General features: G+C 64.5%; 23 protein-coding genes. 17 read left to right on the top strand and 6 right to left on the bottom strand.

All coding sequences use genetic code 11. The features are described 5' to 3' along the window. Window positions 1-20: 20 nt before the first annotated feature. The 6 genes from pafA to CDOO_RS07095 are packed head-to-tail and all read left to right on the top strand — an operon-like array spanning window position 21 to window position 7,231. Entirely contained in the window at window positions 21-1,328 is a 1,308-nt protein-coding gene (gene pafA, locus CDOO_RS07120) for a Pup--protein ligase (protein ID WP_081610344.1), read from the top strand. Beyond that, window positions 1,321-2,229, top strand: a complete 909-nt coding sequence (locus CDOO_RS07115; RefSeq protein WP_018021646.1) for a helix-turn-helix transcriptional regulator — start codon at window positions 1,321-1,323, stop codon at window positions 2,227-2,229. Before pafA ends, CDOO_RS07115 begins: the two co-directional genes overlap by 8 nt. After that, entirely contained in the window at window positions 2,226-3,164 is a 939-nt protein-coding gene (locus CDOO_RS07110; RefSeq protein WP_018021645.1) for a helix-turn-helix transcriptional regulator, read from the top strand. Before CDOO_RS07115 ends, CDOO_RS07110 begins: the two co-directional genes overlap by 4 nt. Before the next feature lie 26 nt (window positions 3,165-3,190). Beyond that, entirely contained in the window at window positions 3,191-3,541 is a 351-nt protein-coding gene (gene tatA / locus CDOO_RS07105) for a Sec-independent protein translocase subunit TatA (protein ID WP_018021644.1), read from the top strand. 11 nt (window positions 3,542-3,552) lie between these two features. Beyond that, window positions 3,553-4,551, top strand: coding sequence for a twin-arginine translocase subunit TatC (tatC, locus tag CDOO_RS07100; RefSeq protein ID WP_018021643.1), 999 nt, complete (start codon window positions 3,553-3,555; stop codon window positions 4,549-4,551). 37 nt (window positions 4,552-4,588) lie between these two features. Further along, the gene (locus CDOO_RS07095) at window positions 4,589-7,231 is read left to right on the top strand and encodes a DEAD/DEAH box helicase (RefSeq protein WP_018021642.1); all 2,643 of its coding nucleotides are present in this window, start codon (window positions 4,589-4,591) and stop codon (window positions 7,229-7,231) included. Here the strand turns inward: CDOO_RS07095 and CDOO_RS07090 are convergent. Further along, window positions 7,221-7,778, bottom strand: a complete 558-nt coding sequence (locus CDOO_RS07090; protein ID WP_051064030.1) for a trypsin-like peptidase domain-containing protein — start codon at window positions 7,776-7,778, stop codon at window positions 7,221-7,223. The genes CDOO_RS07095 and CDOO_RS07090 overlap by 11 nt on opposite strands. A 25-nt stretch (window positions 7,779-7,803) precedes the next feature. On the opposite strand from CDOO_RS07090, the gene CDOO_RS07085 reads away from it, so the two are divergent. Both CDOO_RS07085 and CDOO_RS07080 read left to right on the top strand, forming a co-directional pair. After that, window positions 7,804-8,847, top strand: coding sequence for a M24 family metallopeptidase (locus CDOO_RS07085; protein ID WP_018021640.1), 1,044 nt, complete (start codon window positions 7,804-7,806; stop codon window positions 8,845-8,847). A gap of 159 nt (window positions 8,848-9,006) precedes the next feature. Beyond that, window positions 9,007-9,702, top strand: a complete 696-nt coding sequence (locus CDOO_RS07080) for an SDR family NAD(P)-dependent oxidoreductase (RefSeq protein ID WP_018021639.1) — start codon at window positions 9,007-9,009, stop codon at window positions 9,700-9,702. Window positions 9,703-9,742: 40 nt separating this feature from the next. Here the strand turns inward: CDOO_RS07080 and CDOO_RS13610 are convergent, their stop codons facing one another. After that, window positions 9,743-11,665: an ATP-binding protein gene (locus tag CDOO_RS13610; RefSeq protein ID WP_081610336.1), complete on the bottom strand. Its 1,923-nt coding sequence runs from the start codon at window positions 11,663-11,665 to the stop codon at window positions 9,743-9,745. A gap of 312 nt (window positions 11,666-11,977) precedes the next feature. After that, entirely contained in the window at window positions 11,978-12,634 is a 657-nt protein-coding gene (locus tag CDOO_RS07075) for a hypothetical protein (protein ID WP_018021638.1), read from the bottom strand. A 29-nt stretch (window positions 12,635-12,663) separates the two neighbouring features. Here CDOO_RS07075 and CDOO_RS07070 point away from each other — a divergent pair, with 29 nt between their 5' ends. From CDOO_RS07070 to CDOO_RS07055, 4 genes are read left to right on the top strand one after another with little or no spacing between them, the layout of a single operon-like run. After that, a complete protein-coding gene (locus tag CDOO_RS07070) occupies window positions 12,664-13,845 on the top strand; it encodes a lipase family protein (RefSeq protein WP_018021637.1) in 1,182 nt (393 codons plus the stop codon). A 10-nt stretch (window positions 13,846-13,855) separates the two neighbouring features. After that, the gene (locus tag CDOO_RS07065) at window positions 13,856-14,347 is read left to right on the top strand and encodes an FxsA family protein (RefSeq protein ID WP_020384580.1); all 492 of its coding nucleotides are present in this window, start codon (window positions 13,856-13,858) and stop codon (window positions 14,345-14,347) included. Then, window positions 14,344-15,828 (top strand): apolipoprotein N-acyltransferase, encoded by a 1,485-nt coding sequence (gene lnt / locus CDOO_RS07060; RefSeq protein WP_018021635.1) that lies wholly within the window; start codon window positions 14,344-14,346, stop codon window positions 15,826-15,828. The genes CDOO_RS07065 and lnt overlap by 4 nt, the downstream gene beginning before the upstream one ends. Before the next feature lie 11 nt (window positions 15,829-15,839). Then, window positions 15,840-16,733: a polyprenol monophosphomannose synthase gene (locus CDOO_RS07055; RefSeq protein ID WP_018021634.1), complete on the top strand. Its 894-nt coding sequence runs from the start codon at window positions 15,840-15,842 to the stop codon at window positions 16,731-16,733. A 67-nt stretch (window positions 16,734-16,800) separates the two neighbouring features. Here CDOO_RS07055 and CDOO_RS07050 read toward each other — a convergent pair whose 3' ends face one another. Then, window positions 16,801-17,181 (bottom strand): RNA polymerase-binding protein RbpA, encoded by a 381-nt coding sequence (locus CDOO_RS07050; protein ID WP_018021633.1) that lies wholly within the window; start codon window positions 17,179-17,181, stop codon window positions 16,801-16,803. Between the two features lie 79 nt (window positions 17,182-17,260). Between CDOO_RS07050 and CDOO_RS07045 the strand changes: the two genes are divergently transcribed. The 4 genes from CDOO_RS07045 to CDOO_RS07030 are packed head-to-tail and all read left to right on the top strand — an operon-like array spanning window position 17,261 to window position 19,141. Further along, window positions 17,261-17,605 carry a hypothetical protein gene (locus CDOO_RS07045; protein WP_038573359.1) on the top strand — a complete coding sequence of 115 codons (345 nt, stop codon included), beginning with the start codon at window positions 17,261-17,263 and terminating at the stop codon, window positions 17,603-17,605. A 9-nt stretch (window positions 17,606-17,614) separates the two neighbouring features. Then, complete coding sequence (locus CDOO_RS07040) at window positions 17,615-18,319, top strand: YceI family protein (protein ID WP_018021631.1); 705 nt, start codon at window positions 17,615-17,617, stop codon at window positions 18,317-18,319. Next, a complete protein-coding gene (locus CDOO_RS14095) occupies window positions 18,319-18,477 on the top strand; it encodes a hypothetical protein (protein ID WP_018021630.1) in 159 nt (52 codons plus the stop codon). The genes CDOO_RS07040 and CDOO_RS14095 overlap by 1 nt, the downstream gene beginning before the upstream one ends. 16 nt (window positions 18,478-18,493) lie before the next feature. Next, window positions 18,494-19,141, top strand: coding sequence for a hypothetical protein (locus CDOO_RS07030; protein ID WP_018021629.1), 648 nt, complete (start codon window positions 18,494-18,496; stop codon window positions 19,139-19,141). A 221-nt stretch (window positions 19,142-19,362) separates the two neighbouring features. Here CDOO_RS07030 and CDOO_RS07025 read toward each other — a convergent pair whose 3' ends face one another. Continuing rightward, the gene (locus CDOO_RS07025; protein WP_018021628.1) at window positions 19,363-19,839 is read right to left on the bottom strand and encodes a cupin domain-containing protein; all 477 of its coding nucleotides are present in this window, start codon (window positions 19,837-19,839) and stop codon (window positions 19,363-19,365) included. Between the two features lie 92 nt (window positions 19,840-19,931). Between CDOO_RS07025 and CDOO_RS07020 the strand changes: the two genes are divergently transcribed. After that, a complete protein-coding gene (locus tag CDOO_RS07020; protein WP_162138664.1) occupies window positions 19,932-20,444 on the top strand; it encodes a MarR family winged helix-turn-helix transcriptional regulator in 513 nt (170 codons plus the stop codon). A 162-nt stretch (window positions 20,445-20,606) separates the two neighbouring features. On the opposite strand, the gene CDOO_RS07015 is transcribed toward CDOO_RS07020, so the two are convergent. Continuing rightward, window positions 20,607-21,110 carry an SRPBCC domain-containing protein gene (locus tag CDOO_RS07015; RefSeq protein WP_245616205.1) on the bottom strand — a complete coding sequence of 168 codons (504 nt, stop codon included), beginning with the start codon at window positions 21,108-21,110 and terminating at the stop codon, window positions 20,607-20,609. Window positions 21,111-21,123 lie beyond the last annotated feature (13 nt).

Below are 21,123 nucleotides of genomic sequence, written 5' to 3'. Positions count from 1 at the left end.
CCGTCTTCACCCGCCGGATCATGGGGGTGGAGACCGAGTACGGAATCTCCGGCAAGCTCAGCCCCGAGGAGACCGCGCGGTATCTGTTCCGGCCCGTCGTGGCCCAGCATTCCTCGACCAACATCTTCACCCGCAACGCCTCCCGGCTCTACCTCGACGTCGGTGCGCACCCCGAGGTGGCCACCGGCGAGTGCGACTCGCTGCACCAGCTGCTGTGCCACGAGCGCGCCGGCGACCTCATGCTCACCGATCTCGCCGTCCAGGCCGAGCAGGCGCTCGCCGACGACAACATCGGCGGACAGGTCTACCTGTTCAAGAACAACGTCGACTCCGTGGGCAACTCCTACGGCTGCCACGAGAACTACCTCGTCGGGCGCGACACCGTGCTCAAGGCGCTGGGCAAGCAGCTGCTGCCCTTCATGATCACCCGCCAGCTCATCTGCGGCGCCGGTCTCTACCGCGACGGCCAGTTCCTGCTCTCCCAGCGCGCCGACCAGGTGTGGGAGGGCATCTCCTCGGCGACGACTAGGGCCCGGCCGATCATCAACACCCGCGACGAACCGCACGGGGACTCCGAACGTTTCCGCCGCATGCATGTCATCGTCGGCGACTCCAACATGTCGGAGACGACCTTCCTGCTCAAGGTCGGTTCTACGCTGCTGGCCCTGGAGATGCTCGAGGCCGGCTACGAGCTGCCGGACTTCGAGCTGGACAACGCCATCAGCCACGTCCGCGACATCTCCCGCGACGCCACCGGCGCCACCGCGCTGAGGCTCAAGGCCGGGGGAGAGGTCTCCGCCCTGGCCGTGCAGAAGGCGTTCTGCGAGGCCGCGCGCCGCTGGCTTGCCGAGCGCGAACAAGACTCCGACCTCGACTACGTGGTGGACCTGTGGGAACGCCAGCTCACGGCGGTTGAGACGCAGGACTTCTCGGTCGTCGACACCGAGATCGACTGGGTGATCAAACAGAAGCTCCTACGACGCTACGAGGGCAAAGCGTCCGAGGCGAAGCTCGCGCAGATCGATCTCACCTACCACGACATCCGCCCGGGCCGTGGCCTGTTCTCCGTGCTGGAGAAGCGCGGCCTGGCCCGGCGCGTGAGCACCGACGAGGAGATCCGCGCGGCCGTGGACACCGCCCCGCAGACCACCCGCGCCGCGCTGCGCGGCCGGCTGCTCACCCGCGCGGAGGAGCTGGGCAAACAGGTTACCGTGGACTGGGTGAACTTCCGCTACGGCGCGGACCGGGTGGAGCTGCTCGATCCCTTCGCCGCGGCCGACGAGCGGGTCGACGCCCTCATCGCCGCCCTGGAGGCCGGGGATGAATAGCTCGGACGAGGACATTCTCTACCGCCGCACCAACCTCACCTTCGCCCTGCTCGGCGCGCCGAAGGGCCGCTCGCGCGAGTGGATCCGCCGCAACGTCGACGGCTATCAGAAGGTCTCCGAGAAGACTCTCCAGCGTGACCTGCGCATCCTGCGCAGCATCGGCGTGCCGCTGGTGATCACGGGCGACGAGATCGCCGTCGCCTCCGACGCCCGGGACCTGCCCGCCATCGACTTCACCCCGGCCGAGGCCACCGCCGTGGGTATGGCGGGTGAGCTGGGCAAGGCGGGCGCGCTCGGCGCCTTCGCCCGCTCCGGCTGGACCAAGATCGCCGCCGCCGGCGCGCGCCGCGACCTCTCCGGCCCCCAGCTAGCGTCCTACACGCCGTACAACGACACCACCCGCCTGGAACCCACGGTCCTGTCCACGATCCTCACCGCCGTCGCCCGGAAACGCCGCATTTCCTTCACCTACCGCGCCAGCCCCACCGACGAGCCGCAGCAACGCACCATGGACCCTTGGGGCCTGGTGCCCGAGGCGGGCCGCGTCTACCTGGTGGGATACGACCTCGACCGCGAGGCCCCGCGCAGCTTCCGCGCCGTGCGCCTCAGCGACGTGCACACCACCGGGGAGAGCGCCGAGCACCCGGCCGAGGGCAACCTCCAGGACATCGTGCGGGGATCGCTCAGCGCCCGGAGCCAGCTTGTCGACGCCGTACTCAGCGTCACCGACGGTCGGGGCGGGGAATTCGGGGAGCCCGTCGACGGCCGGGTCACCCTGACGAACGTCGACGCCGACTGGCTGGTGCGCGCTGCCGCGGCGGCGGCGCCGGAAGTGATCGTCGAGAAGCCCGCCGAGATCAGGCGGCGCGTGATCGAGCTGCTGGAAAAGGCCGCCTCATGAGTGACCGCATGTCCGACCTCGTCCGGGCGCTGAACCTCATCCCGTACTTCCGGGCGCACCCGGACCACAGTCTCTTCGAGGCCGCGAGGGACCTCGGGCTCGAGCACCGGCAGATCGTCGCTGACCTGCAGCGCCTGCATACCTCCGGCGTGGGCACCCACACCGAGGAGCTCATCGACCTGACGTTCAACGCCAACCGCACCTCGGTGACCATCACCGAGGACCAGGGGATGACCACGCCGCTGCGCCTGACGGCCACCGAGGCTGGGGCGCTGCTGCTCGTGCTGGAGTCCCTGGAATCGCAGCTGGTGGAGAAGGAGGCGGCCGTCAGCGCGGCGGCGAAGATCCGGGCGCACATGGCGGAACGCACCGCGGGAATCTTCGACGCACAGCCGGACGTGGAGGACCCCGACCTGGTAGCGGTCAACGACGCGCTCGCCCGGGCCCGGCGACTGAGCTTCGAATACTGGGCCGCGAGCAGCGACGAGGTGTCCCGGCGCACGGTGGATCCAGCGCGCCTGTTCCTGCACGAGGGGGCCTCCTACCTCGCCGCGTGGGACCCGGAACGCGCGGGGCACCGGAACTTCCGCATCGACCGCATCCGCGACGCCCGGGTGTTGGAAGAGCCTGCAGACCCGCACCTGCGGCAGCTGCCGGAGGATCCCTTCGCCTTCACCCGGGAGGCGGAGATCCTCATCCGCGAGGACGCGGCCTGGCTCTCGGAGTATCACCGGATGAAGCTTGGCAATGCCCGGTCAGACGGCTGGGTAAGCGCCACGATGCCTTTCGGGTCCGAGGAGTGGCTGATAAGGTTCTGCCTGTCACACGGCGACCGGATCAGGCTCGTGCAGCCGGAGGATCTCTCCCGGCGTGTCGCGCAGCGCGTCACCTCCGCTCTGGCCGGTTACGATCAGTCGACGGCCCGCAACTCGTAGGCCCCGCTCATTTTTGAAAGGTTCTCATGCCTAACCTCGGTGCTACCGAAATCCTCATCATCCTGCTCATCATCCTGGTGCTCTTCGGCGCCCGGAAGCTGCCGGAGCTGGCCCGGTCCGTGGGCCGTTCCGCGCGCATCTTCAAGTCCGAGGTCAAGGAGATGAAGAACGAGGACGCTGCCGCAGCTGCTCCCGGGGCTACGGCGGCCACCGCCGCCACTGCCCAGCCGGCGCAGGGGGAGCAGGATTTCTGGGACCGCCCGGAGAACAAACCCCGCGAGATCGAGCGGCCCGACCCCACCCAGGAACGCCTCCGCCACGTTGACCCGCTGGAGGCACCGCGCCGCGACCTGAACCAGCCCTACAACAACCAGTAGAGCCGGCCCCGATGAAGCTTCGCCCCACCAGGAAGCCGAAGAAGCAGAAATCCCCCACGGGAGAGATGGAGCTCGTCGAGCACCTCAAGGAACTGCGCACCCGCGTGATCATCTCGCTCGTCGCGCTGGTGTTCGGCACCGTGGTCGGTTTCATCTGGTACCAGTCCGCCCCGCCCGGGATGCAGACACTCGGCGAGATCCTCCGCGGACCGTACTGCTCCCTGCCGGCGGAAAACCGGGTGGCCCTGGGCAACGGCGACGAATGCCGCCTCCTGGCCACCAGACCAACAGAGATGTTCATGCTCCGGCTGAAGGTCGGCGCGCTCGCGGGCGCGGTGATCTCCTCCCCGGTGTGGCTGTACCAGCTCTGGGCCTTCATCACGCCCGGCCTGCACAAGCAGGAGCGCCGGTGGACGGTCACGTTTGTCACCCTCGCCGTGTCCCTCTTTGTCGCCGGCGCGATCCTGGCCTACTACGTCATCGCCGTGGGCCTGGGTTTCCTCATCACCATCGGCGACGAGACACAGACGGCCGCGCTGACCGGTGGCGACTACTTCCACTTCCTGCTCGCGTTCCTGGTGATCTTCGGTGTGTGCTTCGAGGTACCCCTGATCATCGCCATGCTCAACATCGTCGGGCTCCTCGGCTACAACCAGATGAAGGGCAAACGCCGCATCATCTGGGTGGCCACCTTCATCTTCGCCGCGTTGCTCTCGCCGGGCGGGGACCCGTTCTCCATGCTCATCCTCGGCATCGCGGTGGGCGTGCTCATCGAGCTGTCGTTGCAGTTCTGCCGGTGGAACGACAAACGCCGGGGCATCGACTCCGAGGAGTTCGCCGAGCTGGGCGACGACGACGCCTCCGAGCTGGCCTACCGCCCCGACCCGATCATGCCCGCGGAACCCGTGCGGCCCGTGGCCCCGGCCAGCTCGTCCACGGCCGCCGTTCCGGACAAGCCCGCCCCCTCAGTCGTGCCGAACAGCGGCAGCTACTTCGACGACGTGCTCTAGGCGCAGCCCGCCCCGGCCAGCACGTACCCTGGTGGGCATGTCACATCTCGACGAATTTCTCGCGCGCCTGAATTTTCCCCTCGATGACTTCCAGCTCGAGGGTTGCCGCGTGGTCGAACTGGATCGCGGGGTTCTCGTCTGCGCACCCACCGGCGCGGGCAAGACCATCGTCGGCGAATTTGCCGTTTCCCTCGCGCTGTCGCGGGGCACGAAGTGTTTCTACACCACGCCGATCAAGGCGCTGAGCAACCAGAAGTTCCACGACCTGGTCAAGGCGCACGGCGCGGACGCCGTCGGCCTGCTCACGGGTGATCTCTCCATCAACGCCCAGGCGGAGATCGTCGTCATGACTACCGAGGTCCTGCGCAACATGATCTACGCGCAGTCCAGTGCTCTCGACCGCCTCACCCACGTGGTGATGGACGAGATCCACTACCTGGCCGACCGCGAACGCGGCGCGGTGTGGGAGGAGGTCATCCTCGGCCTCGACGATTCGGTGAGCATCATCGGTCTCTCCGCCACGGTGTCCAACTCGGAGGAGTTCGGTGAATGGTTGCGCACGGTGCGCGGAGACACCGAGGTCATTGTCTCCGAGCACCGCCCGGTCCCGCTGGATCAGTGGATGATGGTCAGCCATCAGGTCCACCCGCTCTTCGAACCCGGCTCGGCCCGGGTCAACGGCCAGCTCATGCAGCAGATCGACCGCCTGGAGAACACCGAGGAACGCTACCGCCCACTCGGCAGGCCGGAGGTGCTGGAGATTCTCCAGGGCAAGAACATGCTGCCGGCAATCACCTTCATCTTCTCCCGCGCGGGCTGCGACGGCGCGCTCATGCAGTGCCAGCGCTCGCGGCTCATCCTCACCACGCAGGAGGAGGCGAACGAGATCCGGGAGATCGTCGACGCCGGGGTCGAGGGGATCCCCGAGGAGGACCTGGAGATTCTCAAGTTCAAGCAGTGGCGCTCGGCGCTGAGCCGCGGTTTCGCCGCCCACCACGCCGGCATGCTGCCGGCCTTCCGGCACATCGTGGAGGAGCTTTTCGTCCGCGGCTTAGTCAAGGCCGTCTTCGCCACCGAGACCCTGGCCCTGGGCATCAACATGCCGGCGCGCACGGTGATCCTGGAGAAGCTGGTCAAGTTCAACGGCGAAGCCCACGTGGATCTCACCCCGGGCCAGTACACCCAGCTGACCGGGCGCGCGGGACGGCGCGGCATCGACGTCATCGGCAACGCCGTGGTCCAGTGGGCGCCGGCGATGGATCCGCGAGCGGTGGCCGGGCTGGCGTCGACACGCACCTACCCGCTCATCTCAACCTTCACGCCCGGTTACAACATGGCCATCAACATGCTGAAGATGAACGGCCTGGAGGGCTCGCTCCGGCTGATCGAGAAGTCCTTCGCCCAGTTCCAGGCCGACGGCTCCGTGGTGGGCGACGTGCGCAGCATGGAACGCGACGAGGAGAAACTGGTCTCGCTGCAGGAGCGGCTCACGGCCGACTTCCGCCGCCTGAACGTGCCCGGCGACATCGACGACGTGCTGGAGTACGTGCGCCTACGCCAGCGCCTCACCCACGAGGAGCGCGAGGCGAAACGCCGCGTCGCCGACGAGCGCGGCCGCGAGGTCACGGCCGTGCTGAGCAAGCTCCAGCTCGGCGACGTCATCGCGCTGCCGGGCCGCAAGCGCCCGGACCTGGCCGTGGTGGTGACCCCGGCGAACCAAACCCAGGACCCCCGCCCCTGGGTGACCACGGAGAAGGGCTGGTCGGGGCGTATCGACGCCTCCGGCCTGTCCGTCGCCCCCGTCGTGGTCGGCCGGATGCGCCTGCCCAAGAACGTGCGCACCCGGCCGCGGCAGAACACCCGTTTTGTGCAGGCGGAGTTCAAGCGTCACTTCTTCGACCGTCCGAAGTCCCTCAAGGCACGCGCGCGGATCTCCCCGGAGTTCCGCGAGGCCGTGCACGCGCACCCGGTGCACTCCTGGCCCACCGATGACCGGGAAACGCTCGTCCGCTTGACGGAGGACTATGCCAAGGTCAAGTCGGGTCTGGAGGCTAAGCGGCGCCGCGTGGCCACCGCCCAGGACTCTCTCGGCCGCGACTTCGAGCGCATCCTCGGCCTGCTCACGGAGATGGACTACGTGGAGATCCAGGACGGCGAACCCGAGGTCACCGACGAGGGCGAGCGCCTCGCGCAGATCCACAGCAGCTCCGACCTGCTCGTGGCCCAGTGCCTCAAGCGCGGGATCTGGGAGGACCTCGACCCCGCGGAGCTCGCCGGCGTGGTCTCCGCCTGCGCCTTCGAGAACCGCAAGGCCACCCTGGTGGGCGAGGTTGAGGTGCCCACCGACCCCATGGTCGACGCGCTGGACGCGACGTTCCGGGTGTGGTCCGAACTCGCCTCCGACGAGCAGCGCCACCAGCTCAAGGTCACCCGGGAGCCGGAGAGCCAGTTCGCCGCCGCGTGCCACCAGTGGGCCGCCGGGGCACCGCTCGCGTACTGCCTGCAGGCCGCAGCCGCTTCCGGGGCGGAGCTCACCCCGGGTGACTTCGTGCGCTCCTGCCTGCAGGTCAACGACCTGCTGGAGCAGGTGGCCAAGACCGGCTACACCGAGGCGATCCGCAAGAACGCCAGGCGCGCAATCGGCGCCGTGAGCAGGGGAGTCGTCGCGGTCAGCGCCTGAGCAGACAACGCAGCGTGTGCCAGTACGGGGCGACGGGAGCGACCGTCGCCAGCCCGAGGTTGCGCCCGCCCGGGTCGAAGACCAGGGCCTGGGTGGCATAGACCGCGCCCTCGTGGAGGACGGCGGCGCCGGAGTCCCCCTTAATCGCACCGCTGCGCAGGAGGTGGGCCGGGCGCACGAGCGTCGATACGCGAGACAGCGCGAAGGGCAGCGGCAGCAGTGCCCGTCCCTCCCGCAGGCCGGAGGCCGCGTCGGTGAGGACACGCGCGCCCAGGGGCAGGGGAGTCCGGGCGACCCGCGGGACGGTGGTCGGCGGCGCGGGCCGGTCCATCTCCGCCACGGCGATGTCCGTGCCGGGCACGCGGTGCACGGCCACGACCCGGCGGGTGAATCCCCGTCCGCGCACGTGTGCCTCGTCGCTCTCCCGGAAGAAGTGCGCGCAGGTGAGCACGAACCGGGTGCGGTGCTGCTCGCGCGGGGTGAGGTCGGCGGCGATGAGCGTGCCGGTACAGAAGGAGCCGCGGCGGGTGAGTCGGACCGGGTGCATGGTGCCCCAGCCTACGATGGGCCGCATGAATGAGCAGCACCGCATGGAACGCGCACAACGTTTGGTCACCCAGCAAGGCCTCGCCGGGCTGATCATCGGCACCGGCCCCGAGATGGCGTACTTCACCGGGCACGGCGAGGGCTCGCACGAGCGGCTGACCTGCCTGGTCATCACGGCGGACTCCCACCGCATCGTCGCGCCCATGACCGACCTCGCGGGTTTCGACTCCGCCATCGGCTGGCGCGACGGGCAGGACGCCCACGCCCTCGCCGTGGAGATCCTGCCCCCGGGCCCGGTGGCACTGGGTTCGTCCCTGACTACCCACCACGTGCTGCGTTTCGGAGAGCTTATCGACGCCCCGCTCACGCACCTGCCCGCCGGGCTCTTCGACGTCAAGGAGGACGCGGAGATCGCCGAGCTGCGCCGCGCGGGACAGGCGATCGACCGCGTGCACGCCCAGGTCCCGGGCCTGCTGCTGCCCGGACGCACCGAGGCCGACGTTGCCGCGGAGCTGCACCACCTCATCCTCGCTGAGCACGACGTGGTGGACTTTGTCATCGTCGGTTCCGGGCCGAACGGCGCGAATCCGCACCACTCCTTTTCCGGCCGGGTGCTGCAGCCGGGAGATCCGGTGGTGGTCGATCTCGGCGGCACGTTGAACTCCGGGTATCACTCGGACTGCACCCGCACCTACGTGGTTCCGGGCGCGCAGGCGCCGGAGGATTTCTGCCGTGCCTACGAGGCGGTGCGCGCGGGCTACCTAGCTGCGCTGGAGAAGGCTCGGCCCGGGGTGACGGCGGGTGAGGTCGATGGGGCTGCGAGGGCGTCGATAAGCGATGCCGGATGGGGCGAGTACTTCACCCACCGCACGGGCCACGGGATCGGGCTGTCCACGCACGAGGAGCCGTTCATCATCGCGGGCAGTGAGCGGGTCCTGGAGCGCGGGATGGCGTTTTCCATCGAACCGGGGGTGTATGTGCCGGGGCGGTGGGGGATCCGGATCGAGGACATCGTGGTGCTGGGCGAGGAGCTGGAACGGTTGAATGTTCAACCCACAGTGATAAGGTAGGTGATATTCCACAACTCGCCCTATTCGTCGTCCACCACCCAGTTGTGCCCACCCTCGACCTCGTCCTACCGCGGTCAGACTGGAGTGCTCTTCCGTGGGCACGTTCAATGAGAAGCGCACCCTCGGCTCGTTGTCCTTGACCGGATACACTGTCGGCTCATGAGCATCCTCCTCCTCGGCGCGACCAGCGACATCGGCACGGAAATCGTCAAGCTGATCGGGGAGGGGGAGCAGGTGGTCCTCGCAGCCAGGGACCCGGAGAAGATCCCGGAGCTGCCCGGAACCACCCACACGCTGGCCTTCGAGGCCACCGACCTCGACTCTCACCGGGCGCTCGTCGAGGAGGCGGAACGCCTTGCCGGGCCCATCGACACCGCCATCGTGGCCTTCGGCATCCTCGGGGATCAGGAGCGCGCGGAGACGGATGAACACCATGCCGCCGAGATAGCCCTGGTGGATTATGTCGCCCAGATCTCCATGCTCACCGTTCTCGCCGACCACATGAGCTCCGGGCGCATCGTGGCGTTTTCCTCCATCGCCGGCTGGAGGCCTCGGCGCGCCAACTACGTCTACGGCTCCACCAAGGCCGGCCTCGACGCCTTCTGCCAGGGACTCGCCGACCGCCTCCACGGCACCGACCTGGAGCTCTACATCGCGCGTCCCGGGTTTGTCATCGGCTCGATGACCGAGGGCATGTCACCCGCGGTGATGTCGGTGCGCCCGGAGCAGGTCGCCCGCGCGGTGGTCGAGCGCTTCGGTCGCCCCGGCACCTTCTGGATCCCACCGGGGCTGCTCGTCCTGGCCACCATCATGAATCTGGTGCCACGCCCGATCTGGCGGCACATGCCACGGTGATTCTTAAGAGCGCGGTGAATGCAGCATCAAAAAAATAGCTTTACGCCACTAGGCCCTGAAGCAGCTTGAGGAGGCTACCTAAATTAGTGGCTTTTATATAGTTCAAATCGTTAGCATCACATTGCCCGAAGGCCCGCGCAAGAATATATTTAACCTTGGCTTCCTTATCCCTAATGCGTATGCGATCGTCATCTGAAACAGTACCGGATCTCGAGTCGATGGGGGACCCGGACGCCATATAGAAAGCTTCAGCGCAAGAAGTCGGAATATCGCAAATAGAATAATGAGTTTCGTCTTGGGGTAAAAAGTCCTCGAGCTGGGCTTCCAGAGCCTGTGGATCCAGCCCAGAGCCAGCGTACCCCCAAGTTTCTGTCAAGATCTCAATTACGCGATTACGTGGAAGTGTATTCTCCAATTCCCTTACGTCCAACTTAGCAGTCACGCAGAAACCGTCTTCCTCGAGAGAATACTCTGATTTATGCTCGTAGGGAGGTTTATCCCCGTCTAGTAACTGTATTACAGTTCGATCCAATGAGTCTAAACGGCCAGACCAAATACTCGTAGCACCGCATCCGCCAATCGGAAGCATCATCAGCCGTCCATCATCAACGGCCGAACCAAGGCCAAATTCTTTCTCTGCGATTTCGGTTGAAAACAGCCGAGTCAAGCTTTCAATGTCTCTGGAACCCTCGACTAGTAGGAAGCATTTGACATTATGATCTGAAAGCACTCCTAATGAGGACTGAATTAACGGAAGCAAATCACTAGCCGAAGCCACGGTGCCCATGCCTCCAGGAGAATACCAATGTACTGAGTCATCGGTGATATATCGAATGGAATCGACCGGTGCCAGACGCACAAAGTTTGGAGAATGGGTGGTAAGGATTATCTGCTGTCCACCTCCACTCGATAAATCGAAAAGGGTGCTCCAAATCTCGGTTTGAAGTTTGGGGTGAAGGAAAACTTCAGGTTCTTCTACCGCATAGATATGATTGGAACTCATGTTCGAGCCGATCTGGGCTCGAAAGAAGCTTAATAATGCCAATCGGCGCATTCCGCTTCCTCGCATGCTCAGCGGAACGCCCATGTGGTCCACGAAGGAGGCCTTGGAAAAGGCCTTCTTCCAGTCGGGCTTGAGATCATCCGGATGGAAAGTAGTAGCGAGTGAGGGTGCGATCCGACCCAGTTCATCGGCAACTGCCCGGAACTGAATCTCCATGTCTCGAATGATCATTTTGGTGACTTTGCCGAGTGATTCGGAGTGCGATTTAAGCACCCGTTCGACCACGGCGGTTGCTGGGCTTTGAATAAACGACTCCCCTTCGTTGGAAACTTGTTCTGCTTTAAAGAGGGAAAACGAGGGGAGTACGTCGTTGAGTCTAGCGACGAAGTCCTTTAAATCAGAGTCCGGATTGGACAGCTCATACTCGTCAAGTAAGATAAATCTATCCATTTCGGTATATAGTGCGCGCCTATAAGCTCCGGAAGATCGGTGGTCGGCTACCCTGTCACCTATTCCCCATTCACTAACCAGATTTTTAAGGTCTTTTATTTTCAATTCCAAGAGTGATGTTTGATTCTCTGCCAAGACTGGGTGCGGTGCGATAATCGTGGTTTTTGGTTTACTTCCGGTGAAATCTCTCTTTATCCTCAACATTCCTTCAGGGGTTAGGAGTAACTCGTCGGCCAATGTCGTCTTTGCGGTCGAATCGATAACGATATCGGACGGAACGTCGTCGAATACTATTTCAACCCAGGATGATTCGATGGCAATCCCATTGATTTTAGTTACAAGAGGTTCTGGGATCTGCTTCCCATTGAAAAAGAGGTTCATCGCTTCGAGTGCTGTCGACTTACCAGCATCATTTTTTCCGCATAGCACCGTGGTTGCCGGATCGAGGAAGATTTCAACGGGTTTCGAGGCACCCTTGATCCCTAGGTATCGTATCGATTTGATGATCATCTTTGCGCCTTCATCTAGGTTTGGTGTTGGAACTGGGGAACGACGACTGCATAGGTATATGTTGAAGCGTGGGAGCTTGTATCGCTATTGATCACCAGAAGCTTTTTACTTGCTCAACCGAGTTTTGATGATACTGCATCTGACTTCGGTTGGCACGTGGTTGGGGAGGTGAGCTATTTAAATGCTATGGCCTTTAGCAAGCGTGACTCGCTTATCAAAGTTGTGCCTGCTGGCTTCATATGTTGAGTTATCTGTAATCTGGAATCGCAGGTCCTATTATCGTTAGTTTGCGAGAAATGTTTTTGGGCCCCGCTAACGTTTGGTCACCTCGTACTCACCCTCGCCGGTGGCCATGAACTCGGTGTGCGGCTCCGTCGGCCGCCCGCAGGCCTTCGCGCATCCGACAAAATGCACTCTGCCGGGCGTGTCGGCGCGAAACGCGTCCTGGCGCACATCGGTCAGCCCATGGCGGCACGCCGGCGCGCCCACGCACGCGCTGATGCGCACCAGGTCCGTCGCCTCGTCGAAGCTGACCCCCAGGGGCGCGAGCACCCGCACGGCCGCCTCAGCCACGTGAGGTTCGAGCCCGTGCAGCACAAATGTGCGCCGCGCCGTGACCGTGACCTCCGCCTCCAGCACCGTCAGCAGCTTCGCCACCTTCGCGCGGATCACCCCGAAGGCGAGCGCCCCGCCCAGATCGACCGTGCCGTCCGGGCGTTCGAACCATCCCAGTTCGGCGGGCTTATCGACGCCTCCCGCAGCCGAATCCGACATTGCCGACAGTGCCGACAGCTTGTCCGGGACCTCCGCCAGACCCCGGATCTGGATGTTGCCCCGGGATGTGATGTACAGGTCGCCGTCGCCACGCGAGGCCGCCTCAACCAACACGGCGAAGTCCGCCGCGCTCAGGCGCCGGCCCGCTACGTGGATTCGCACGGTGGTGCCGTCAGCGGACGAGATGAGTCTCATGCTCGATGACTCTAGTTAAGCTGTCCCGCATGGTTACCTACCACGCGGGTTCGGGGCGTCGATTAGCGTCGACCCTGGGCCCCATCGCGGCCGACACCTTTGCGGGCCTGTTCCGCGGCTACCTTCCGCAACGCCCGCCGGAGTCCTACGCCCCCGGCGCCGACGCGGGCACACTGTTGCGCTCCTGGCCGATCCCCGCGGTCGGGCTGCGCGGGCGGCAGCAGGCCACCAGCTTCGATTACGTCACCACCGACTCCCGCGGGCAGGGGCTCGTGGCCAGCGGCGCGCTCTTTCGCTCCGGCCGCCCGGGTCCGTTGGTCGGTTTCGCGCCGTCGACACAGGGCGTGGCCCGGCACTGCAATCCCTCCTACAGCTGTTCCGTTGGACTGCGCGGCTTCTGGCCGCCGGACTTCATCGCCGCCTACGAGCAGCCCTCCATCAACTGGTTCCTCGACGCGGGCGCGGACGTGGTGCTCATCGACTATCCACGTGACCCCGTGCATAACGTCCAGCTCTACTGCGACCACCTCGCCGGCGCGAACGCGTTGGCCGACGCCGTCACCGTCGCCCGGTGCCTCGGCGCGGGTGGCACGCTCGGGCTGTGGGGCTTCTCACAGGGCGGCGGGGCCGTGGGCGCCTACCTCGAACACGGGGCGGGAGAGAAGCCGGCGGCGGCCGTGGTCGGTGCTCCGCCGGCGCGTCTCGACGACGTCGTCGACCACGTCGACGGCTCCCTCGTCTCCGGGGTCATCGCCTACACCGTCGCCGGCCTCATGGTCTCTGACGAGGACATCCACGCAGAAATCGCCGGACAGCTTACCCCTCGCGGGCTGAAGCAACTCGACGACAACCTGGCCACCTGCTCCGGCGGCTCCCTGCTGACCTCGGGTTGGCACCACACCTCGACGTGGACCGCCTCGGGCAGGCCACTGGGGGAGCTTATCGACGAACTCCCAGCCACCAGCGCAGAAATAGGCCGTCGCCGTCTCGGAGCCCACGACCCCGACGTCCCGGTTCGGCTGTGGGGATCGATTCATGATGACGTCATTCCCTTCCCGATGATCGATAAGCTTCACCAGGCCTGGCCCAGCGCTGAGTGGCATGCGCGGGAACTGCGCCGGATCCCAGGCCGGACCGGGCTCAACCACTTCGCCCCGTATTTCCAGTGGCTTCCCGACGACTCCGCCTGGCTGCTTGGCCACCTCCGCTAAGGTGGCAGCCATGCCGTTTGCTCTAGTAGTTGCCTATATCGCCCTCGAAGCCGTCGTGTTCTACCTGGTTGCCACCTGGATCGGGGTCGGTTGGGCGTTGCTCGCCTTCTTCGGTCTCATGATCGTCGGTGGACTCTTCGGATTGAGCCAGTTGCGCTCGGTGACGGGAAAGGCGGCCCAGGCTGCTCAGGAGGCTCAGGAGGGAGGCAGCAGTGCCGCTGGGAGCGGGCAGGTCAGCGCCGGAAAGATCGCCGGTGAGCTCGGGCTCATCATGGTGGGCACCCTGCTCGCCGCCACGCCGGGATTTGTCACCGGCGTCGTCGGACTGCTGTTCATCTTCCCCCCGACCCGCGCGCTGCTGCGGAAGTTTGTCGCTGCCCAGGTGACCAAGTCGGTGGAGAGCTTTGGCACCCGGATGTACACCCGGTCGCCGATGTCGCAGAACCACACCAACTACGGCCACTTCGTCATTGACGAGGATCCCGAGGAACTCCGCCCGTGACCCTTCTCATCCAGCTAGTGTTGGCGGCCGCTTCGGGCTGGCTCGCCTACGCCTCCTATGAACCCATCGGCTGGTGGCCCGCGGCCATCATCGGGATTGGGCTGCTCTATTTCACTCTGGGGTTCCGGCGCCCCTCTCTCCGCCGGGGCGCCCTCATCGGTTTCGTGCACGCCCTGGTCATGTACCTGTTCGCCCTGCCCTGGATCGGCGAGCTGGTGGGCACCTTCCCCTACGTGGCGCTGGCCGCCAGTTGTGCCCTCTACGCCATCCTCACCGGCGTCGGCGGGGCAGCGATTGCCCGGTGGAAGTGGGGATTCCTCGCCTTCCCGTTGCTCTATGTCGCCGTCGAACACCTGCGCAGCTCCGTGCCCTTCGGCGGTTTCGCCTGGGTGCGCCTGGCGTGGGGTCAGGTGAACGGGCCACTCGCCGAGCTCTCTTCCTGGGGCGGTCCCGCCCTGGTGACCTTCGCCGCCGCCCTCGCAGGCACGGCATTGTGCGCGCTCGCTCTCAGCCTGCTTCACCGCCCCACGCCGGCGGGCCTGCGGGTCGCCGGCGCCCTCGGAATCATCGCCCCGCTGGGGCTGGGCATCATCGCTGGCCTGGGGAGCTCTCCCAACACCGGTGAGGTCAATGTCGCCGCGATCCAGGGCAATGTGCCGCGCCTCGGCCTTGACTTCAACGCCCAGCGGCGTGCGGTGCTGTCCAACCACGTGCGGGTGACCGAAGAGCTGGCCGCTCGTGGCGAACGTCCTGACCTGGTGATCTGGCCGGAGAACTCCTCCGATGTCAATCCCTTCCAGGATCGGCAGGCCGCACAGCTCATCAACGAGGCCGTGGCGGCCGTCGGGGCACCGGTCCTCGTGGGCACGATCACCACCGATGAGGCCGGCTACTACAACACCATGCAGGTCTTCGACCCGGAGGACGGCGCGGGGGAGTACCACCGTAAGGTCTACCTCCAGCCCTTTGGCGAGTACATGCCCATGCGAGACTTCTTCCGCAAGTTCACCGACATGGTGGACCTGGCCAGCGATTTCAGTCCGGGGGACGGGAACTTCACCGTCACCATGAACGATGTCACGGTCGGCGTGGCCACCTGCTTCGAGGTGATCAAGGACGACGCCTACCGCACGTCCATCGCCAACGGCGCGCAGATCCTGGTCACCCCGACAAACAACGCCACCTTCGGCTTCAGCGACATGACCTATCAGCAGCTCGCCATGAGCAGGATGCGCGCCATTGAGACGGACCGCGCCGTGGTCATCGCGGCGACGTCCGGAGTGTCGGCGATCGTGCATCCGGACGGCTCCGTCTCCCAGCAGTCGGAGATCTTCGAGCCGGCCGCGCTGACCGAGACACTCCCGCTCAAGGACACCGTGACGCCTGCGGCGACGCTCGGCGCAATGATCCAGTGGGCTCTGACTATTATGGGTGTCGTCTTCACCGTGGCCGCTCTGGCGACCACCCGGTCCCGCAAATAGGAAACGAGAGCATGGCTAACCCAAGCGACAACACCCTGGTGATCATCCCGACGTACAACGAGATCGAGAACCTGCCCATCATTGTGCGCCGGGTCCTCGAATCGACGCCGTCGGCGCACGTCCTCGTCGTCGACGACAACAGCCCCGACGGCACCGGCGACAAGGCCGACGAGCTGGCTGCCGAGCACGACACCGTCCATGTCCTGCACCGCACCACCAAGGACGGGCTGCTCGGCGCGTACCTGGCGGGATTCCGCTGGGGCCTGGACGAGGGCTACGACGTGCTGGTGCAGATGGACGCCGACGGCTCCCACGCCCCGGAGCAGCTGCAGCGCCTGCTGGACCAGATCGACGATGGGGCCGACCTGGTCATCGGCTCGCGTTACGTCGACGGCGGCGAGGTGGTCAACTGGCCGAAGAACCGTTTCCTGCTCTCCCGGGGTGGCAACCTCTACATCGGTGCCGCCCTGGGCACCGGCCTCACCGACATGACCGCCGGCTACCGGGCGATCCGCCGCGAGGTCCTCGAGGCTCTCGACCTCAACGAGCTGTCCACCGCCGGGTACATCTTCCAGGTCCATCTCGCGTTCAAGGCCTGGGAGCAGAGCTTCGACGTGCGTGAGGTCCCGATCACCTTCACCGAGCGCACGCTGGGGGAGTCCAAGCTGGACGGGTCCTTCGTCAAGGATTCCCTCCTCGAGGTGACCAAGTGGGGCGTGGCGCACCGCGCCACCCAGGCCAAGAACTTCGCCGAGGAGATGGGCAAGCTCGCCGCCCACGAGGCGCACACCGCAGGACTCGATCGTCTGCCCGCGCGGATCCGCGAGCGCGCGGCCTACGCCCGCGACTTCGCTGGCGAGATGATCTCCCTGGGCAAGCACGAGCTCGAGGGCCTTAAGCGCTAACCGGGCACACAAAGAGACCGGCCCCAGCGATGTGCGGGGGCCGGTCTTTTCGTTGATAAGCGGGGAACTAGCTGTTCGCCTGCTCCTCCTGCTGCTCCTTGAGCAGACGGGCCGCGCTGCGACGACGCTTGCGCAGGATGTCCAGGCGCTCCTCGAGCAGGACATCGAGCTCCTCGAGGGAGCGGCGCTCACGGAGCATGTCCCAGTGGGTGCGCGGCGGCTTGACCGCCTTGGACTCGACCCCCTCGCCCTCGATGAGGGTGCCTACCTGGCCGTTCTTGCACAGCCATTCGACGGGAATCTCGGCGTCGTCAGCGAAGGGGACGTCGAAGATCTCGCCGTCCGGGGTGCGGTACTTGACCATCTGACGCGGAGCGAGGTCGTGGTCACGATCCGTCTCGTAACTGACGGCACCCATGCGGCTGCCACGGAGTACGCGGTCTGCCATGCGTGATCATCCCTTTCAATTGGGGGTATTTATGTCTGCCACAGTATAACGACCGGTGCCGCCAATTTGTTCCCCCGCCATGGGTTATGGTGGGGGAGTGGACGACAAACACGCGACCTGCGCATGGTGCGGCAGGGAAATTCCGCAGGGGGGACGCGGCCGACCGCGGAAATTCTGCCGCCCCTCGTGCCGCCAGCGAGCCTATGAGCAGCGTCGGCAGCTGACGGGGACGGGGATTTCGGCGGACGCGGTTATCATGAAGCCGGACAAGGTGAGAGCCCTGGGAGACGATCTTTTCGAGCTGCGCTGCGCGGCCGAAGACATCGCCACGGCGGCCGAGGAAGGTGCCCGGGCGGACGAGATCCGGGAGCTGTGCACGGAGCTGGTGGCCCTGGCCAGGCAAATCGAGAAGTTGAGGACCTAGAGGATCCAGATGAAGAAGTCACGAGTCAACCCGAAAATCGTCATCACCGTCGGCGTGGTGCTCATCGTGCTGCTGGCTGCGGTCGCACTGGTGCCCGTTCTCTGGGCGGCCATCGCCGGACCAGGTGTGAAGACGGGTCCGCTGGACGCCTCGGACGCAGAGCCCGCCACCACCGACATCAACGGCACCTGGCAGGTCACCCCGGGCACCCCGCCCAACACCTCGTCCGTGGGTTTCACCTTCGACGAGATCCTGCCTAATGAGGAGCGTTCCACCTCGGGCTCCACCCAGGGCGTCTCCGGTTCCGTCGTCGTGGAGGAAGGCCAGATCACCGCGGGCGAGATCATCGTCGACATGACCAACGTCGTCACCGACCGGGACGTGCGCGACGAGAGCGTGCGCAACAAACTCTTCGAGACCTCGAGGTTTCCCACCGCGGCCTTCCACATCACCGATCCCGTCGACGTGTCCCACGTGCCCGACGACGGCACCGCCGTCCCCGTGGAACTCACGGGTGATCTGACCATCAAGGGCCACACCCACGAGATCACCCATACCTTCGACGCGCTTCGCGACGGCGATTCCATCGTGATCTCCGGAAGCCCCGTCATCGACCGCAACGACTATGGGGTGGAATCACCCGAGATGATCGCCGCGAAAATCGCCGATGAGGGAACCATCGACCTCCGGCTGAGCTTCCGTAAGGACCACTGATGAAGATCGCCCTGTGGCTGCGCCTGGTCGTCGTCATCGTCTTCGGAATCTTCGTGGCGGTGCAGAAGATGTGGCTCATCGCCGGCATCGCCGCGCTGCTGGTTCTGCTGACCGCATGGCAACTCGTGGCGGCGTACCGGCACGGGGAAGCCTCCTGATCGACAGGTCTGCCCAATGATCTCTTACCAGGATGTGCACCGGGGAGAGGTCCATCGGGGGCTGCTGGAAGAGCTCGGCTGGCGGAAACCACGCAAGGATTCTGCCACCTTCTCCAAAGGTTATGCCCGGTTTTTCGTCGAGATGACGGTCACCTACGCCAGCTATGCCCACACCCCGGGTGATTACACCGTCATGCCCGACATCAAGGTCGGTAATGAGCAGCTGGGACAGTGGACAAAGCAGCACCTCGGTGAGAGTTCACGTTATGTCGTCCCGATATGGAGCCCCAACCAGATCTGGAAGGAGCTCCTGCTGGGCCTCAACGACGGTTCAGGCACATTCTTTCCGATACTCACCTCGCCCACGCACATCAATGTTGCAGGCCTTACGGAACTGAGTTCGCGCATCGATAGGTTTGCCCAAGAACTTGACCTGCCGGAATTTGTCGACTCCCACCTGGAGGACTATCTGGACATGCGGGGCGGGAGAATGCTCGCCACCTCGATGCTTCAGTTCCGCCTGTACGGCAGACATCAGCTGGCGCGGGATGTCGCGGATCGTGCTGTGTCGCTGAACCGGGCGCGAGGGTTCGGGGAGATTGACGAGTACGCGGATCGGCTGGACGAGGTCCTCAGCTATACGGACAGTCTGTTCGCGACCTAGTCACTGCCGGAGGCTGGTGGCGGGGTGGTCCCGCAGACGCGCAGGAGCATCTCTATATACTGAACAAACTTCACCGGGTCCTGAGATAGCAGCATGCGCCGGTTAGGCCTATTAACATCACGGTGACGTTAATAGGCCTAACGGAGAACCCCTCCGAGGATCGTGATTCCTATCGGACCAGGGCCAGAAAGAGGGGGCACGGGTGGCGCTAACCTGTGCTCCTATTCATTGCGGGATCGAAATTCATTCCACTTCGGTGAGTAGCAAAAGTAGGTGTCGAATTCTGCCTGGCGCTGCGAAAGGCTCGTAGGGGCAACATCGCCACGTTCGATCCGTTCGAGGACGCGGAAATATTCGAACCGGTCCACACCTGGTGTGATCGTGATGAGAACTTCTGCAGGAACGCCCTTTACGGCGCCAAACGCGTGGGTCGTCATTTCGGGGACAACAGCCAGCTCGCCCGCGGAGATTCGGACTATTTTGTCTTGAATGAGCATGTCGAGTTTCCCATTCAGGACATAGAAGATCTCGGAGCTCAGCTTGTGGAGGTGTGGGGGTGCACCGGGCGCGCCTGCGGGAAGCTGTACTTGCTCGACGCTGGCAACCCCTCCAGTGTCGGACGAATCGGCAATCAGTCTCACCGCCAAACTTTGGGGGTCGTCGGGGTCTCCGATGGTTTCAGGTTGTGCAAAAATCACGTTTCCTCCATATGGTTCGATATCGAACTAGCACCGTGATGAGGATTGAAGCACAGTTAGATTCTTCCCGCAATAGGTGGTTAGGTAATCGCATGTCTGAAAATGAACGGAGCATTCCGAACGCGTCGAAACCGCCGGTCAACCCGTCGATGCGTAGGTGGCTTGACGTGTTGCCCGAATCCGACGTGTGCCGAATGGAATTGATCGTGCGGTTGAATTCCGTTACGGCTGCCGGTGAGCGGCGACTCGATGAGGTGCATCGGCAAAGTGCACTCAAGAAAGGAGACTTCGATATCCTCGCGAGCCTTTTCAGGATGGATATCCCGTGCTCGGCGGCACGTTTGCGGGACGCCATGTTCATGTCGAAGGGTGGCATGAGCGCACGTTTGGCCAGCCTTGAGGATCGGGGCCTGGTTCGCACCGAGGTTTCAGGATCTGATGCCCGGGTGAAGTTGTTGGCTTTGACTGAGAGCGGCCGGTCAGCGCTCGAAGCTGCATTGCCTGCTCACGTTCGTGTGGAGCGCGAGTTAATGGCAGCGCTGAGCGCTGACGAGCAGTCTGAGCTATTGAGGCTTGTTACCAAACTGGCGGATCGTCTGAAGTAGAGTCTGGCAACACGGTCCTGAGAATTGATTGAGAATGACGCAAAACCCTATCCGCCCAGTTGTCCGATAATGTACATTATGTCATTTCAGACTCCCCGGCCCTTCCCCTCCAAAAGGCGGCGCCCCGGGCGCACGCCTCTCAAAGAGAACCGGCCGTCACAATCAGCTCGGGTTGACCGAGTATTGCTCCACCATCGCCGGGTGGAACCAAGCCCACTCCACGGAATCCGCATCGCGGTCGTCGAGAACGGCCTCGAGACGATCCAGGTAGTACTCCCAACCGGGGCCGATGTCACCGGCACCGCTGAAGTCGGACAGCGTCTGGGTGAAGGTCAGCGACGTAGCCTCATCGCCGTCCGCCTCCAGAGCCACGGCCAGGGTCCAGTCGCCACCGGGAGCATCCAGCAGGGTCACGGCGAGGCGCTCGGAGGGCGAACAGTCGTCGATACGCACCTTTCCCTCCTGGTCGGGCGATTCCACGAACGTCAGTGACACTTCCCCGCTGCCCGGCTCGCCGGTGTACGTTCCGTACCAACGTCCGAGCTGGTCAGAGTCGGTGAGGAACTCCCAGACCCTGTCCACGGGATGCGCGATGCTGCGCGAGAGCTGGATGAGGGCGCCGTCGGTGGTGGCGAGTGATTGGCCGGTGGGCTGTTTATCAGTCATGCGGCCCATAGTA

This window comes from Corynebacterium doosanense CAU 212 = DSM 45436 (assembly GCF_000767055.1).
Lineage (GTDB): Bacteria > Actinomycetota > Actinomycetes > Mycobacteriales > Mycobacteriaceae > Corynebacterium > Corynebacterium doosanense.
Note: the sequence above shows the minus strand (reverse complement) of the source record. Positions and strands in the feature narration are given on the sequence as shown.

What these genes read in the sequence shown, in the direction of transcription:
- CDOO_RS07115 (WP_018021646.1), top strand. Translation starts at nt 1,321, where the DNA reads ATGAATAGCTCGGACGAGGACATTCTCTACCGCCGCACCAACCTCACC.
- pafA (WP_081610344.1), top strand. Translation starts at nt 21, where the DNA reads ATGGGGGTGGAGACCGAGTACGGAATCTCCGGCAAGCTCAGCCCCGAG.
- CDOO_RS14095 (WP_018021630.1), top strand. Translation starts at nt 18,319, where the DNA reads ATGAAGATCGCCCTGTGGCTGCGCCTGGTCGTCGTCATCGTCTTCGGA.
- CDOO_RS07085 (WP_018021640.1), top strand. Translation starts at nt 7,804, where the DNA reads ATGAATGAGCAGCACCGCATGGAACGCGCACAACGTTTGGTCACCCAG.
- CDOO_RS07110 (WP_018021645.1), top strand. Translation starts at nt 2,226, where the DNA reads ATGAGTGACCGCATGTCCGACCTCGTCCGGGCGCTGAACCTCATCCCG.
- CDOO_RS07095 (WP_018021642.1), top strand. Translation starts at nt 4,589, where the DNA reads ATGTCACATCTCGACGAATTTCTCGCGCGCCTGAATTTTCCCCTCGAT.
- CDOO_RS07040 (WP_018021631.1), top strand. Translation starts at nt 17,615, where the DNA reads ATGAAGAAGTCACGAGTCAACCCGAAAATCGTCATCACCGTCGGCGTG.
- CDOO_RS07030 (WP_018021629.1), top strand. Translation starts at nt 18,494, where the DNA reads ATGATCTCTTACCAGGATGTGCACCGGGGAGAGGTCCATCGGGGGCTG.
- tatC (WP_018021643.1), top strand. Translation starts at nt 3,553, where the DNA reads ATGAAGCTTCGCCCCACCAGGAAGCCGAAGAAGCAGAAATCCCCCACG.
- CDOO_RS07050 (WP_018021633.1), bottom strand. Translation starts at nt 17,181, where the DNA reads ATGGCAGACCGCGTACTCCGTGGCAGCCGCATGGGTGCCGTCAGTTAC.
- CDOO_RS07045 (WP_038573359.1), top strand. Translation starts at nt 17,261, where the DNA reads ATGGGTTATGGTGGGGGAGTGGACGACAAACACGCGACCTGCGCATGG.
- CDOO_RS07070 (WP_018021637.1), top strand. Translation starts at nt 12,664, where the DNA reads ATGGTTACCTACCACGCGGGTTCGGGGCGTCGATTAGCGTCGACCCTG.
- CDOO_RS07065 (WP_020384580.1), top strand. Translation starts at nt 13,856, where the DNA reads ATGCCGTTTGCTCTAGTAGTTGCCTATATCGCCCTCGAAGCCGTCGTG.
- CDOO_RS13610 (WP_081610336.1), bottom strand. Translation starts at nt 11,665, where the DNA reads ATGATCATCAAATCGATACGATACCTAGGGATCAAGGGTGCCTCGAAA.
- CDOO_RS07055 (WP_018021634.1), top strand. Translation starts at nt 15,840, where the DNA reads ATGGCTAACCCAAGCGACAACACCCTGGTGATCATCCCGACGTACAAC.
- CDOO_RS07075 (WP_018021638.1), bottom strand. Translation starts at nt 12,634, where the DNA reads ATGAGACTCATCTCGTCCGCTGACGGCACCACCGTGCGAATCCACGTA.
- CDOO_RS07020 (WP_162138664.1), top strand. Translation starts at nt 19,932, where the DNA reads ATGTCTGAAAATGAACGGAGCATTCCGAACGCGTCGAAACCGCCGGTC.
- CDOO_RS07015 (WP_245616205.1), bottom strand. Translation starts at nt 21,110, where the DNA reads ATGACTGATAAACAGCCCACCGGCCAATCACTCGCCACCACCGACGGC.
- CDOO_RS07090 (WP_051064030.1), bottom strand. Translation starts at nt 7,778, where the DNA reads ATGCACCCGGTCCGACTCACCCGCCGCGGCTCCTTCTGTACCGGCACG.
- CDOO_RS07080 (WP_018021639.1), top strand. Translation starts at nt 9,007, where the DNA reads ATGAGCATCCTCCTCCTCGGCGCGACCAGCGACATCGGCACGGAAATC.
- tatA (WP_018021644.1), top strand. Translation starts at nt 3,191, where the DNA reads ATGCCTAACCTCGGTGCTACCGAAATCCTCATCATCCTGCTCATCATC.